Here is a 13918-nt window from a genome sequence, read left to right as displayed (position 1 = left end):
CGCTCGGGACGATATCAGGCATACGCACGGATCATGCCCGCCGCCACCGTATGGTTGGTGGCCTCGTCGATCAGTACGAATGCGCCCGTGGCCGGATTATCGCCGTAGGTATCGCAAACGATCGGCTTTTGCAGCGAAATCTGCACCGAGCCGATATCGTTCAGGTGGATGTCGCGGCGACCGGTTTCCTGCGACAGCGTGTGTACGTCGAGCACGCGGTCGACCGTGGACACCCGCGCGAAGACGCTGGCCGTAGTGTGCTTGAGCACATACTTGCGCGCCGGGTTCAGCGATTCGTCGTCGAACCAGCACAGGTCGGCGGTCAGCTTTTTGGCCGCCGTGGCGGCCGCGTCGAACGCCACGAACATGTCACCGCGTGACACATCGACATCTTCGGACAGGCGCACGGTCACCGTATCGCCAGCGCTTGCCGAATCGGCCGCGCCGTTGGGGGTGAGCACTTCGGCCACGACCGCCTCGCGATTGGCCGGCAGCACGCGCAGCTTCTGCCCCACGCGCACGGTGCCCGCCTCGACGCGACCCGCGTAACCGCGGAAATCGTCCGACTGCGCGCCATCCTGGCGAACCACCAGTTGCACCGGAAAACGCAGCGCGGCGTCGCCCTCGGGTGCGGGGTCCTCAACCGGCAGCGCTTCCAGCAGCGGCAGCAGCGGCTCGCCTTGATACCACGGCATGGCGTCGCTGGCGTAGACGATGTTGTCGCCACGCAGCGCCGACACCGGCACGTACGTCACATCCTTCAGGCCCAGTTGCGTGGCCAGTTCGGTGTACGCGGTGCGGATCTCGTTGAAGCGCTGTTCGCTGTAGTCGACCAGGTCCATCTTGTTCACGGCGACGATCACGTGCTGGAGTTCCAGCAGCTTCAGGATGGCCGAGTGACGCTTGGTCTGGGCCAGCAACTGCGCGCGGCCGTTCTCGACAGTGACGCGCGTGGCGTCCACCAGCACGATGGCCGCGTGGGCCGTCGACGCGCCGGTGACCATGTTGCGCGTGTACTGCTCGTGCCCGGGCGTATCGGCGATGATGAACTTGCGGCGCGCAGTCGAGAAGTAGCGATAGGCCACGTCGATCGTGATGCCCTGCTCGCGCTCGGCTTCAAGGCCGTCGGTCAACAGCGAGAAGTCGATCTGCTCGCCGGCGGTGCGCTTGTTCTTGGCGTTGGCCAGCGCGGTCAGTTGGTCGGACAGCACGGCTTTGCTATCGAACAGCAGGCGGCCGATCAGCGTGCTCTTGCCGTCATCGACGGAACCCGCGGTGATGAAACGCAGCAGGCCCTGGTGTTGAGATTGGTGAGACATATGATCTTTCCTGTTCATTCTCGACGCCGCATGTTCCGGCGCATAGACGGGATACAGCGCTAGGCGCGGGATGGCGACGTGTGCATCGGTACGCGGTCGCGCGCGTCACGGCGCGCTGTGCCCGCGAATGCGTCCGGTGTCAGAAGTAGCCTTCCTTCTTGCGGCGTTCCATCGACGCCTCGCTGGTCTGGTCGTCCATGCGCGTGGCGCCGCGCTCGGTGATTTCGGTCACGGCGGTCTCGGCGATGATCTCGACTGGCGACGCCGCGGTGCTGGCCACCGGGCATGTGCAGCTGATGTCGCCAACGGTCCGGAAGCGTACCGACAGCACTTCGCTCACATCGCCATCCTGCTTAGGCGTGATCGGCGTGACCGGCACCAGCAGGCCGTTCTTGCGCACCACTTCGCGCTCGTGCGCGTAGTAGATCGGCGGCAGCGCCAGGTTTTCGCGCGCGATGTACTGCCATACATCGAGCTCGGTCCAGTTCGAGATCGGGAACACGCGCATCTGCTCGCCTTGCCCCATGCGTGCGTTGTAGAGGCTCCACAGTTCCGGACGCTGCGCCTTCGGATCCCATTGGCCGAATTCGTCGCGGAACGAGAAGATGCGTTCCTTGGCGCGCGCTTTTTCCTCGTCGCGACGCGCGCCGCCCATCAGCGCGTCGTACTTGTGCGCCTCGATGGTCTCCAGCAGCGTCACGGCCTGTGCCGCATTGCGCGAATCGGTTTCCTTGCGCAGGCGCACGGTGCCGCGCTTGATCGAGTCCTCCACATGGCCCACCACCAGGCGAGCGCCCAGTTCGGCCACGCGCTGGTCGCGGAACGCGATCACTTCGGGATAGTTGTGCCCCGTGTCGATATGCACCAGCGGGAACGGCAGTTCCACCTTGCGATCGCCCAGCCGGAACGCCTTGAGCGCCAGATGGAGCATGACGATCGAGTCCTTGCCGCCGGAAAACAGCAGCGCCGGGTTGCGGCACTCGGCCACCACTTCGCGAATGATGTAGATCGATTCGGCTTCCAGCCGATCCAGATGATCGTTCTGGACCTGCAGCAGGTGTTCCACGTTGGCGGCCACGCCTGCGTCTGCGATGTCGTTCATGATGCCCATGTCGTTCTGGCCTCGATTGTTCTGCTCGATTGTTCTGTTCAGTGCTTGATGTTCTGCTCGTGGAGTCCGCATTCCTTGGTGTCGCGGCCTTCCCACCACCAGCGTCCGGCGCGCAGGTCTTCGCCCGCCTTCACGGCGCGCGTGCACGGCTCGCAGCCAATGCTCGGATAGCCCTTGGCATGCAGCGCGTTGACCGGCACGTCATGGCGCGTCAGGTACGCCCACACTTCGGCCTCGGTCCAGTCCGCCAGCGGATTGAACTTGGGAATGCCGCGCGCCTCATCCAGTTCTTCGAACGGCAGCTCGGCGCGCGTCACAGCCTGTTCGCGGCGCTGGCCCGTCATCCAGGCGTCGGCGTGCGACAGCGCGCGGTTCAGCGGCTCGACCTTGCGGATCGCGCAGCAGCTCTTGCGCAGGTCCACGCTGTCGTAGATCGCGTTCAGGCCGTTGTTGCGGATGTAGTTGTCCACGGCTTCCTGATCGGGCGTGAACTGCTCGATCGTGTAGCCATAGTGCGTATTCACCTGGTCGAGCACCGCCAGCGTTTCGGCATGCAGGCGGCCGGTGTTCAGCGTGAATACGCGGATGCCGGCGCGCACCGCCTCGCCGCCGCGCAGGATCGCGTCGGTCAGCACCATGTCCTCGGCCGCCAGGCTCGTGGCAAACCGCGCGCGGTAGAAGCGCGCGGCGATACCGGCCAGGCGCTGGGCCAGCTCGCGCTCCTTCGCCTCGAGCGCTTCGATCGATCCCGTGTACGCCGGCGTGGTCCACAGCGCTGGGGGGCGCAGTGACGACACGGCGGCCGATTCCTCGACCACGGGGATTGCCGAGATCACGCTGCTCATACCGAGCCTCTTGCCGTCACATCGGCACGCGCGCGGCGGAACAGCGGCAGCGGCTCGTCCACCGACGCCTGATAGGCCACCGTGAATTCGGTGAAACCCTTGATCGCGTCTTCGATGTTCTTGTCGGCGCGCACCGCGAATGCGTCGAAGCCGCAGCGCTTCATGAAGTTGAGCTGATCGCGCAGCACATCGCCGATCGCGCGCAACTGGCCGGCCCAGTGATAGCGCGTGCGCAGCAGGTAGGCCGACGAGAATCCGCGGCCGTCGCGGAACACCGGGAAATCCACGGCCACCACGCTGACGCGCGCAAACAGCGCTTCGGCGTCGCCGGGCTCGTCCTCGGGCGCCAGCCACACGCCGGTGATCGCCTTGTCGCGGCCGGCCAGCAGCGACTCGTGCGCCTTCCACACGCTCAGCGGAAACAGTACCGCGTCGCTGCCCTGCGCCGCGGCAGCAATGCGTGCCTCGTCGAGCGGCTCGGCTTCGGTCGCGCGCAGCACGGTCCAGTTGTCTTCGACGATGACGGGACGGAATTGGTCGGCGGCGTCGCGTTGCAGTTGAATGATCTTTGCCATGTTCGGTCTCTCTCGTTCGTCAGGCTTCGGCGCGTTCTTCACGCTGCTTGTCGGCGTACACGCGCTCCTTGAACGGGGCCATGCCGATACGGGCGAACGTGTCGATAAAGCGCTCGTCGCCAGCACGGTTGGCCACGAACGTGTCGATGATGCGGGTCACCACATCGGGCATTTCCTCGGCGCTGAACGACGGGCCGATGACCTTGCCGATCGCCGACTCGTTGCCCTGCGCGCCGCCCAACGTGACCTGATACCACTCCGAGCCATCCTTATCGACGCCCAGCACGCCGATGTTGCCGACGTGGTGGTGGCCGCAAGCGTTGATGCAGCCGGAGATGTTCAGCGAGATCTCGCCCAGGTCGTAGACGTAGTCGAGATCGTCGAAGCGCTGCTGGATGCCCAGCGCGATCGGGATGGACTTGGCATTGGCCAGCGAGCAGAAATCGCCGCCCGGGCACGCGATGATGTCGGTCAGCAGGCCGATGTTGGCCGTGGCCAGGCCCACCTTGCGGGCAGCTTCCCACAGCGCGAACAGGTCGCGCTTCTTGACGTCGGGCAGCACCAGGTTCTGCTCGTGCGCGACGCGCAGCTCGCCATAGCCGAAGCGGTCGGCGAAGTCTGCAACCGCGTCCATCTGCTCGGCCGTGGCATCGCCCGGAGGCGACGCGGGGCCCGGCTTGGTCGACAGCGTCACGGCGGCGTAGCCGGGCACCTTGTGCGCATGCACGTTGCGGGTGACCCAGCGCGCAAAGGCCTTGCTCTCGAGCAGATGCGTTTCGAACGTCGCGTCGGTATCGGCCAGCTTTTCATAGGCGGGCGGCTGGAAATACTGCGCCACGCGGTCGAATTCGGCCTGCGTCAGCGTGCCCGGGCCGTCCTTGCTGTGCTGCCACTCTTCCTCGACTTCGGCGGCGAACTTCTCGGCGCCGATGGCCTTCACCAGGATCTTGATGCGCGCCTTGTACTTGTTGTCGCGGCGACCGTAGCGGTTGTACACGCGGATGGCCGACTCGACGTAGGTCAGCATGTGCTGCCACGGCAGGTCTTCCTTGATGACCGTGCCGAGGATCGGGGTGCGGCCCAGGCCGCCGCCGGCCAGGATGCGCAGGCGCGTTTCGCCCTGCGCGTTCCGGTAGGCATAGATGCCGATGTCGTGCATCTGCACCACGGCGCGGTCATCCTTCGATGCCGAGATCGCGATCTTGAACTTGCGCGGCAGGAACGCGAATTCCGGCTGGAACGTGCTCCACTGGCGCAGCAGTTCGGCCAGCACGCGCGGATCGACGCTTTCATCGGGCGCCACGCCGGCAAACTGGTCGGTCGTGATATTGCGCACGCAGTTGCCGGAAGTCTGGATGCCGTGCATTTCCACGCTGGCCAGATCGGCCAGCACGTCGGGCACGCGCTCCAGTTCCATCCAGTTGTACTGGATGTTCTGGCGCGTCGAGAAGTGGCCGTAGCCGCGGTCGTATTCGCGCGCGATATGGGCCAGCATCCGCATCTGCTTCGAGGCCAGCAGGCCGTACGGAATCGCCACGCGCAGCATGTAGGCGTGACGCTGCATGTACAGGCCGTTCTGCAGGCGCAGCGGCAGGAATTCTTCCTCGGTCAGCTCGTCGGACAGGCGGCGGCGTACCTGGTCGCGGAATTGCGCGACGCGCTCGTTGACGATTCGTTGGTCGTATTGATCGTACTGATACATGGCGTGGGTCCGTTCAGTATTCGGTAATGTTGAGAAGGCGGGTCAGGGATGAGCCGTCAGCGCGGCAGGGCCGTATGACGACACGACATGGCGACACGTTCATCCATGGCCGACCTCACGAAACGAGCTTGATGGCGACGAGCGTCAGCGTCGTCGCCAGCGCCGCGCGCAGCAGCCGTTCGGGCAGCGCCCGCGACAGTTGCGCGCCGAGCCAGATGCCGGGGATCGAACCCACCAGCAGCGCCAGCAGCAAATTCCAGTCAACGGTGCCAAGCCACACGTGGCCCAGCCCGGCCACCGCCGTGAGGGGCACGGCGTAGGCGATATCGGTGCCGGCCACTTCGGCCGGCTTCATATGGGGATACAGCAGCAGGATCAGCGTCGCGCCGACGGCGCCCGCGCCAATCGACGACACCGTCACCAGCACGCCGATCACGGCGCCAACGATCACGGTGGCCACCACCTGCGCGCGGCCTTCGAGCTGGTAGCGCGGATTGCGCGCCAGCCAGGCCAGCATCTGCTTGCGGAACAGCAACGACACCACCGTCAGCAGCACCGACACGCCGATCGTCAGGCGGATCGCGTGCAGCCAGCGCGCATCGAGCTCGCCGGCGCTCTTGAGCACCAGGATCGCGGCCAGCGCGGCCGGCAGGCTGCCCAGGCACAGGCGGCGCACCACTTGCCATTGCACATGGCCGTGCGCGCGGTGCGCGAGCGTGCCAAATCCCTTCGTAATCGACGCAAACGCCAGATCGGTGCCCACGGCGGTGGCCGGAGAAAAACCGAAAAGCAGCGTCAGCAACGGCGTCATGAGCGACCCCCCGCCCACGCCGGTCAGACCGACCAGGAGGCCTACCAGCAGACCGGAAACGGTATAGGCAAGGGACATGCGGGGGCTTTTCTCGACTGCGCCCGGCGCCGCTGCGAGCCCGGCCTCACCTTTTCAGGCCGGGCGCGGACGCAATACGGGCAGGCGAACGTTTAACAAAGTTCGAGAATCGTAATAAACTCGCCTCATATCTCAAACTAATAAGAAGTTGTTTGTTTATACGGCCCAAGTTATATGAATCTTCACCAGTTCCGCTTCGTGCGTGAGGCCGTCAGGCAAAACTTCAACCTGACAGAAGCCGCCAAAGCGCTTTATACGTCACAACCCGGTGTCTCAAAAGCCATCATCGAGCTGGAAGAAGAGCTGGGTGTCGATATCTTCACGCGGCATGGCAAACGGATCCGCAGCCTGACCGAGCCGGGTCGTCGCATCCTGACATCGGTCGAGAAGATCCTGCAGGAGGTGGAAAGCCTGAAGCGCGTGGGCAAGGATTACGCGGCGCAGGACCAGGGCAATTTCACGATTGCGACCACCCACACGCAGGCGCGCTACGCGTTGCCGCGCGTGATCGCCGAGTTCACCAAGCGTTACCCCAAGGTGCGTTTGTCGATTCAGCAGGGCAACCCGTCGCAGATTGCCGACATGATCCTGCACGACCAGGCGGATCTCGGCATCGCCACCGAGGGCATCTCCGGCGACAAGGCGCTGGTGTCGTTGCCCGGTTACCAATGGCAGCATATGGTGATTACGCCACCCGATCATCCGCTGCTGGAAAAGAAACACCTGACGCTGGAAGACCTGGCGACCTTCCCGTTGATTACCTACGACGTGAATTTCGCCGGCCGGCCCAAGATCGACAAGGCCTTCGAGCTGCGCCAGCTGCAGCCCGACATCGTGCTCGAAGCGATCGACGCCGACGTGATCAAGACCTACGTCGAGATTGGCCTGGGCATCGGCATCGTCGCCGGACTCGCCTATGATCCCGAGCGCGACCGCAACCTGCGCGGCATTCCTGCCGGACACCTTTTTGGCACCAATGTCACGCACCTCGCCGTGAAGCAGGGCGCGTATCTGCGCAGCTTTGTCTACACATTTATCGAATTGTTCTCGCCGACGTTGAACCGCAAGCTTGTGGAACAGGCCATGTCGGGCGACCACGAGGCCTACGAGCTGTAAGCGGCAGGCTTCCATCACTCCGGCGCCTTGGGGCGGCCCGACCGTTGCCGACGACGCGGTCGGCGCGCCCCGCCGGAGCCACATCGCTTCATCTTCCTCGCGCGCCTGGCGCGTCAGGATTCCCCTTCTATATAGATACCCGTGACTGATTCCCTCCCGACAATCGAATGGACCGAGGACGGCGCCGAGCGCAGCGCGCTGTGGCGCTCCGAGGCCGGACTGCCGCCGCCGAAGCGCGTCGTGATTGCCGACGACCAGACCCCGGCCGATACCGCGTACCGGCTGGCCAGCGAAGGCACCGCCCTGCTCTGGCGCGGCGATTTCCAGAATGCGCGGCAACTGCTGCAGGCCATGGCGCGACGCGTCGACCGCAAGCCGCAGCGCAAATCGCGCAACGCCGACAAGGCGCCCGCCAGCCTCACCGAAGCGTTCCACAAGCATCGTCTGGCGCAATCGCAGCGTGCACGCACGCTGGGCATGCTGCTGCTGCCGTTCGAGGCCGGCCATGTGGTTCCGCTGCGCCGCGCACCGGACGTACGCGAGGCGTGCGAGCAGGTCTACGGTCCATCCAGCCAGCCCTATGTGGCGTCGATGCGCGAGCTGCTGGGCTTGATCGGCGCATACGAATGGCGTCGCAAGGGCGTGGAGATTCCGATCCTCGGCGAACGGATTCACCCGTGGTACGGCGTGTTCTCGCCGGTGCGCGGCGAATATCTCGAACTTGTGGCGCGCGAAATGCTGCCATCGACCGCGCTGGCGTTCGATATCGGCACCGGCACCGGCATCCTGGCCGCGCTGCTTGCCGAGCGGGGTGTCGAGCGCGTGATCGGCACCGATCAGGATGCGCGAGCGCTCGGTTGCGCGCGCGAGAACATCGCCCGCCTGGGGCTCGACGACCGCGTCGAGATCATCGAGGCCGACTTGTTCCCGCAAGGCCGCGCGCCGCTCATCGTCTGCAATCCGCCGTGGGTGCCGGCGCGTCCGGCGTCGCCCATAGAACACGCCGTATTCGATCCGGACAGCCGCATGCTGCGCGGTTTCCTCGACGGCCTGGCCGCGCATCTCGAGCCGCGCGGCCAGGGCTGGCTGATCCTGTCCGATTTCGCCGAACATCTCGGCCTGCGCACGCGCGATCAACTGCTTGGCTGGATCGATGCCGCCGGGTTGAAGGTGCTGGGCCGTTCCGATGTGCGTCCGCACCATCCCAAAGCCAACGACGCCGAGGATCCGCTGTTCGCCGCACGCAAGGCGGAAGTCACCTCGTTGTGGCGCCTCGCCGCAAAGTAACGCACCGTGGCGCCGGAGCGCCAACGTTATCTGACAAGGAAGCATTCATGACCACCGTAGCATTTATCGGCCTGGGCGCGATGGGCGCGCCGATGGTGGGCCATCTGATTCGCGCCGGACACACCGTGCGCGCTTTCGTGCGTCGCCCCGAGGCCGCCGAAGCCGCGCGTGCGCTGGGCGCACAACCGTTTTTCAGTCCGGCCGAGGCCGCTCGCGGTGCGGCAGTAGTGTTCACCAACGTCACATCGTCCGAGGACGTGCGCGACGTGCTGCTCGGCCAGGGCGGCGTCATCGAGGGCGCGGCGCCCGGTACCATCTGCATCGATCACAGCACGATTTCGCCGATCGTCACGCGCGAGATTGCGCAGGCGCTGGCTGCCAAAGGCATCGAAGCACTGGATTGCCCGGTGTCGGGCGGCACGGTGGGCGCGCAGGCGGCCACGCTGACCATCATGGTGGGTGGACGCGCCGAGGCGCTGGAGAAAGTGCGGCCGCTGCTGGAATGCCTGGGCAAGACCATCACCCATATCGGCGGCAACGGCGCGGGTCAGGTCGCCAAGCTGTGCAATCAGATTGCCCAGGTGGTGAACATTGAGGGCATCGCCGAAGCCATGCGCTTTGCCAATGCACAGGGCGTGGATACCGGCAAGGTCTTCCAGGCCATGTCGACGGGCATGGCGGGCAGCCGCATGCTCGACATGCTTGGCCCGAAGATGGTGTCGCGCGATTTTTCCGCCGGCATCGAATCGCGCCTGCATGCCAAGGATTTCGGTCTTGCCGCCGACATCGCCAATCAAATCGGCCTCGATCTGCCCGCCATGCGCGCCACGTCGGCACAACTGGGCGAACTGATGGAACAAGGCTGGGGCAAGGACGATACGTCGTCGCTGCTGCGCGTGCTGGAACTGAAGGATTCGAAGCACTGAGGCTCGAATCGCAGGGGGATGCGAATTCCTAAGGACGCCAGGCGCTGAAGGTTTCGGCGCCTGCAAGACTGCAATCGCGATAGGACCGATGCCTTCTGGTGTGGCGACGTGCCGCCACACCTCGCCACACTTTCCCCCTCCGCTGTATCTCCCTCCCCTTAATTCCCCCACCTGAACCAGCGATATTGCAATAACCGCAATATCGCTAATTCGTGACGCATTAAATTTGAGGCGTTTGCGATATTGCTGATATCAGCAAATTATTTACGGGAATAACTCCAATCATTGCTCGACCTTGGAATTCCCGCCTTTATACAATTAAATCAGTCCACGCGTCGGCTCCCGAACACTTCGGCCACATGCCTTCGGCCACCGGCGATGCGCGCCGCCAGCTGAAGACCAGCACCCGGCTAGAAAAATTCCAACGCGATGGCAGTCAAATCCGATTGACCCGAGGCAGGCGATTTCTTGTCCGCCATTGCAAAAGCATCATCGACGAAATGGAAGTCTTGCGACAAAACACAGGGCTGGAAAACGACGCGGTCGAGCGTGAGTTGCGCATCGCCGTCAACAACATCATCGCGCAAGATGCCTTGGTGGCGCTGGTGTTGGAATTCGAGAAGCAATTCCCGACCACGGAACTGAGCATCCTGCGCGAGGTGTACAACGGCTGCTGGGACGCGCGGTACGGCGATCGTGCCGACCTGGTCATCGGCGTGCCGCACGGGGTGCCGCATTCGGACGCATTGATCAGCGAATCGCTGGGCGAGATCGCCTGGGACTTCGTGATCGCGCCCGACCATCCGCTGGCGCAACAGAAACAACCGCTACGTTCAAGCGACCTGCGCAAGTATCCGGCGGTCTACGTCCGCGACACATCGCTGGCTTTCAGCCCGCAGCACGCGTGGCTGCTTAATACACAAAAGCCGCTGTTCGTGCCTGGCTTCGGCGTGGCCATTGCGCTGATCGAAGCAGGCGCCGGCATCGGCTACGTGCCGCGACACATGGCACAAGCCGCGATCGCGCAAGGCCGCCTGGTGGCCCGCGCCGTCGAGGAACAGAAGCATGCCACGCACCTGTTCCTGGTCTATCGCCCGGAGAAGAAGGGCCGCGTGCGGCAATGGTGCGTGGATTACGTGACGCAACCGGAAGTCCGCCGCCGACTTTGCGGCGAACAGTAGCGGCGAACAGTAGCGGTGAATTGTTCGTGGTGAATCGTTTGCGGTGAACGGTCCGTGGAGAGAGACGGGGCGCGCCGGAAACGCGGGGCGGGTGAGGCGGCCGGTTGCGTCAGGCGCCGGCGATCATTCCCAACAGCGCCCGCGACAACGGGCTGTCATCCCGCATCAGATCATCCATCACGTTGAAGTGATGGCGTCCCTTCAGGCGGAAATCCTCGCGCGCATTGTGCGGCCACGCCGCCCGGATCAGCGCATGCTGGCGATGATATTCGCTCGATTCCAGTTCCCCCACGGCAGTGATCAGCGGGGCGCGCGTGGCGGGCGTCATGAAGGCGGGCGACAGGCGCGCCACATCGGCCGGCGTCAATTGCAGATCCACCTGCAGAAAGTCGGCCAGGCGCAGCGGTTCCAGATCGTACAGGCCGCTGATAGTGAGGCCGCCCTTGATCAAATCCGGCGGCAGATCCTTGCCCCATTGCGGCCATCGGGCGGCCATCAGCATCGTCACCAGATGGCCGCCGACCGAATGCCCCGCGAGGAAAATACGCCGACGATCGTGTCCCAGCCGCTCGCTGTCGCGGTACAGCCATGCGACGGCCTGCAGCGTCTGACGCACGATGGTTTCCACGGTCACGGCCGGACACAGCGCATAGTTGATCACCGCCACTGACACGCCACGGCGGGTCGGCACATGCGCGACAAAGCTGTGATCGCGCTTGTCCAGCGCGCGGTAGTAGCCGCCGTGCAGAAACACCAGCAATGGCGGCAATGCGTCGTCATCGACCGAGGCGGCCGGGAAATAATCGAGCGTTTCCGTCGCAGCCAGCGGCGAGTCCGGATCGCCATAGGCGAGATTCTCGAAATATGTCACTGCGCTGGCGCGCATCAACGCCGAATCGGCGGCCCAACGCGCCATGTGGACAGCATTGTCCGGAACGTTCGCGCGATTGTTGTAAGCCTGCGCATAGAAGGCCGGATCCTGCGAGGGCAAGGCGGCCAGCGCGGCAACGCTGTTGGCAGGCGTGGCATCGAGGGTCGGCTCGGCGGACATGGCTCGGCTCCATTGGGATCGCGGCGGCGACGCGTGTCGCAGTTGCGCGCTATCCTACCGCAAGCGCTGTCCCTCTACCGTCAACCGCTGTTCTCCCGGAACCTTATGGTCGTCAAACGCCGATTGCGCGCCGGCCAGGATGATCAACTCGGCCCACCGCCGATCGCCGACGCGCCCGCCCAGGCCAACCGCTGCCCGTTGTGCGGCCGTCCGCTGCTGGACGACGCCAGCACCGATCTGCATCATCCGGTGCCGCGCAGCCGCGGCGGCCGTGACGTGGTACCGATGCACCGCGTCTGCCATCAGAAAATCCATTCGGTCTTTTCCGAAGCTGAGCTGGCCATCACGTATCACGACTGGACCGCGCTGCGTGCGCACCCGGTCATGGCCGACTTCATCCGCTGGATCGCACGCAAGCCACCCGGCTTCTACGACCGTAGCCGCACCGTCAAGACGCGGAGGTAACTCACCCGGGACACCGCAGAGCAAACGCCCGGCGGCGCGCCGGCCAGTTGTCCGCAGTGCGGATTTGCGGCATAATCCGCGTTTCATCGCAGCGCGTTGCCCGTTCCGGAACATCGCGACACCCATGCCCGGGTGGTGAAACAGGTAGACGCAGGGGACTCAAAATCCCCCGCCGCAAGGCGTGTCGGTTCGAGTCCGACCCCGGGCACCATCCGCTTTTCCTCGCTTTTCCTCGCTTTTCCGCCCTCCCCCGCTTTATCCGTTTTACCCTTCGCCCCCTTTCGCTTTTCCCCGTCCGCTTTCTGCTTCGGCTTGGCTTCGCGCCACGCAGTTATTTCCCCCGATTCGCACCCCGCTGCTCCCTGCTCCTGCTGTTTCCCTATCAGCTGTTGACGGTCCGTTCACGCATGTGCCGGCGTTACCTTGCCGCGCGCTGGCTTTTGCCATGCAAGCGTTGACGGCTGGCGCGCCGGCTGACTAGACGTGGGCCCGATAGCGCGTCAGCGCAACGCCGGCCGAGGTGAGTGCAGTTCCCAATTCATCGGGATGCAGCAGCGGTTCGGCTTCGATGCGCCGCCATGGCTCCGCGCGGCCCGGATGGACCGAGACTTCGGTCAAGCCATCCGGCAGCGCGTCCGGCAGGCGCTGCGCCCACGTTTCGTCGCCGCCGTCCACGGCGCAGTAATAGTCGGTACGCATCAAGCCCCAGAAAGGGATGGCGAAGACATTGTTGATGATGCGTCGCGGGGCGTTTGGCCGAAGGAAGACGTTTTGCGGACGACGCACCCACGTGATGCCGGCGCGGCGCATTTCCTGGCGTAACGAATAGATGATCGACGGAAACTTGTGCAGGTGGCCGTGGCTGTCCACATGTGTAACTTCCACATGGTTGTCCCGCAACTCTTCGAGCTGCAGGCGAAATTCGCGCCGGATTTCGGTATTGGCCAGCAAACCGGCCATGGCCGCGTAGCGCTGCGCGTCGCTTTCCCGGAACGCGCCTGGCTCGTCGCACAACGAGGTGTCCTTGCCAGCAAGCGGCTCGAATCCGTCGACGATATTGAAATGCAGACCGAAGGAAAAACGCTTGCGATTCTGCCGGGCGTAGTCGTAGGCCTGCTTCGACGCCTCGCAGCCCACCATGATAGTTGCACTGGTCAGTAACCCGGCCTCGAAGCAATCTATCGTCGTGGCACAGGTTTCGTAATCGAGACCAAAGTCGTCGGCATTGATGATCAGACTGCGCATGGCTGAATCTCCGCTTCCCCTGTTTTTTGGTTTGAACAACGCCGCGAGGGCTTTTTGCCGCCGCGATGCTGACTGAGTCGCCGAACTGACAGGAAATGGAGCTTAAATCACACTAGATGACCATGGCCGCGCTGATCGCAGGCCATCCCCGTTCCCGTGCACCGACGTTATTGTTTTTTTTACAATACATTCACAACGCTTTAGCC

Annotated in this window: 13 protein-coding genes and 1 tRNA gene; 6 read left to right on the top strand and 8 right to left on the bottom strand. The window is 64.2% G+C overall.

Translation table 11 applies throughout. The annotated features are described in order from the left end of the window. Positions 1-14: 14 nt before the first annotated feature. The 6 genes from F7R19_RS05825 to F7R19_RS05800 form a co-directional block, all read right to left on the bottom strand. Positions 15-1319 carry a sulfate adenylyltransferase subunit 1 gene (locus tag F7R19_RS05825; protein ID WP_061952777.1) on the bottom strand — a complete coding sequence of 435 codons (1305 nt, stop codon included), beginning with the start codon at positions 1317-1319 and terminating at the stop codon, positions 15-17. Between the two features lie 139 nt (positions 1320-1458). Continuing rightward, on the bottom strand, positions 1459-2430 hold the full coding sequence (gene cysD, locus F7R19_RS05820) for a sulfate adenylyltransferase subunit CysD (protein ID WP_150979628.1): 972 nt from the start codon (positions 2428-2430) through the stop codon (positions 1459-1461). A gap of 38 nt (positions 2431-2468) precedes the next feature. Further along, positions 2469-3275 carry a phosphoadenylyl-sulfate reductase gene (locus tag F7R19_RS05815; RefSeq protein ID WP_150979627.1) on the bottom strand — a complete coding sequence of 269 codons (807 nt, stop codon included), beginning with the start codon at positions 3273-3275 and terminating at the stop codon, positions 2469-2471. Then, positions 3272-3850 carry a DUF934 domain-containing protein gene (locus F7R19_RS05810; protein ID WP_150979626.1) on the bottom strand — a complete coding sequence of 193 codons (579 nt, stop codon included), beginning with the start codon at positions 3848-3850 and terminating at the stop codon, positions 3272-3274. The genes F7R19_RS05815 and F7R19_RS05810 overlap by 4 nt, the downstream gene beginning before the upstream one ends. 19 nt (positions 3851-3869) lie before the next feature. Further along, positions 3870-5552: a nitrite/sulfite reductase gene (locus F7R19_RS05805; RefSeq protein WP_061952785.1), complete on the bottom strand. Its 1683-nt coding sequence runs from the start codon at positions 5550-5552 to the stop codon at positions 3870-3872. Positions 5553-5667: 115 nt separating this feature from the next. Then, positions 5668-6441, bottom strand: a complete 774-nt coding sequence (locus F7R19_RS05800; RefSeq protein WP_150979625.1) for a sulfite exporter TauE/SafE family protein — start codon at positions 6439-6441, stop codon at positions 5668-5670. A 174-nt stretch (positions 6442-6615) separates the two neighbouring features. Here F7R19_RS05800 and F7R19_RS05795 point away from each other — a divergent pair, with 174 nt between their 5' ends. From F7R19_RS05795 to F7R19_RS05780, 4 genes are all read left to right on the top strand, one after another. After that, on the top strand, positions 6616-7557 hold the full coding sequence (locus F7R19_RS05795; RefSeq protein ID WP_061952789.1) for a CysB family HTH-type transcriptional regulator: 942 nt from the start codon (positions 6616-6618) through the stop codon (positions 7555-7557). Between the two features lie 141 nt (positions 7558-7698). Then, positions 7699-8844 carry a methyltransferase gene (locus tag F7R19_RS05790; protein ID WP_150979624.1) on the top strand — a complete coding sequence of 382 codons (1146 nt, stop codon included), beginning with the start codon at positions 7699-7701 and terminating at the stop codon, positions 8842-8844. A 47-nt stretch (positions 8845-8891) separates the two neighbouring features. Then, positions 8892-9770, top strand: coding sequence for an NAD(P)-dependent oxidoreductase (locus tag F7R19_RS05785; RefSeq protein WP_061952793.1), 879 nt, complete (start codon positions 8892-8894; stop codon positions 9768-9770). A gap of 509 nt (positions 9771-10279) precedes the next feature. Further along, positions 10280-10951 (top strand): LysR substrate-binding domain-containing protein, encoded by a 672-nt coding sequence (locus F7R19_RS05780; RefSeq protein WP_170292558.1) that lies wholly within the window; start codon positions 10280-10282, stop codon positions 10949-10951. Positions 10952-11060: 109 nt separating this feature from the next. Here F7R19_RS05780 and F7R19_RS05775 read toward each other — a convergent pair whose 3' ends face one another. Beyond that, complete coding sequence (locus F7R19_RS05775; RefSeq protein ID WP_150979622.1) at positions 11061-12002, bottom strand: alpha/beta hydrolase; 942 nt, start codon at positions 12000-12002, stop codon at positions 11061-11063. A gap of 33 nt (positions 12003-12035) precedes the next feature. On the opposite strand from F7R19_RS05775, the gene F7R19_RS05770 reads away from it, so the two are divergent. Together F7R19_RS05770 and F7R19_RS05765 are read left to right on the top strand one after the other, a co-directional pair. Next, complete coding sequence (locus tag F7R19_RS05770; protein ID WP_223505840.1) at positions 12036-12467, top strand: HNH endonuclease signature motif containing protein; 432 nt, start codon at positions 12036-12038, stop codon at positions 12465-12467. A gap of 126 nt (positions 12468-12593) precedes the next feature. Next, positions 12594-12678 (top strand) — tRNA-Leu (locus F7R19_RS05765). A 266-nt stretch (positions 12679-12944) separates the two neighbouring features. Here the strand turns inward: F7R19_RS05765 and F7R19_RS05760 are convergent. Next, positions 12945-13712 (bottom strand): ChbG/HpnK family deacetylase, encoded by a 768-nt coding sequence (locus F7R19_RS05760; protein ID WP_150979621.1) that lies wholly within the window; start codon positions 13710-13712, stop codon positions 12945-12947. Positions 13713-13918 lie beyond the last annotated feature (206 nt).

This window comes from Cupriavidus pauculus (assembly GCF_008801835.1).
GTDB lineage: Bacteria > Pseudomonadota > Gammaproteobacteria > Burkholderiales > Burkholderiaceae > Cupriavidus > Cupriavidus pauculus.
The sequence above is the reverse complement of the archived record's forward strand: the minus strand, read 5'-3'. Positions and strand labels throughout refer to the sequence as shown.

Excerpts from the sequence above, each read along its gene's own strand:
- F7R19_RS05760 (WP_150979621.1), bottom strand. The coding sequence starts at position 13,712 with ATGCGCAGTCTGATCATCAATGCCGACGACTTTGGTCTCGATTACGAA.
- F7R19_RS05785 (WP_061952793.1), top strand. The coding sequence starts at position 8,892 with ATGACCACCGTAGCATTTATCGGCCTGGGCGCGATGGGCGCGCCGATG.
- F7R19_RS05825 (WP_061952777.1), bottom strand. The coding sequence starts at position 1,319 with ATGTCTCACCAATCTCAACACCAGGGCCTGCTGCGTTTCATCACCGCG.
- F7R19_RS05800 (WP_150979625.1), bottom strand. The coding sequence starts at position 6,441 with ATGTCCCTTGCCTATACCGTTTCCGGTCTGCTGGTAGGCCTCCTGGTC.
- F7R19_RS05805 (WP_061952785.1), bottom strand. The coding sequence starts at position 5,552 with ATGTATCAGTACGATCAATACGACCAACGAATCGTCAACGAGCGCGTC.
- cysD (WP_150979628.1), bottom strand. The coding sequence starts at position 2,430 with ATGGGCATCATGAACGACATCGCAGACGCAGGCGTGGCCGCCAACGTG.
- F7R19_RS05795 (WP_061952789.1), top strand. The coding sequence starts at position 6,616 with ATGAATCTTCACCAGTTCCGCTTCGTGCGTGAGGCCGTCAGGCAAAAC.
- F7R19_RS05775 (WP_150979622.1), bottom strand. The coding sequence starts at position 12,002 with ATGTCCGCCGAGCCGACCCTCGATGCCACGCCTGCCAACAGCGTTGCC.
- F7R19_RS05810 (WP_150979626.1), bottom strand. The coding sequence starts at position 3,850 with ATGGCAAAGATCATTCAACTGCAACGCGACGCCGCCGACCAATTCCGT.
- F7R19_RS05815 (WP_150979627.1), bottom strand. The coding sequence starts at position 3,275 with ATGAGCAGCGTGATCTCGGCAATCCCCGTGGTCGAGGAATCGGCCGCC.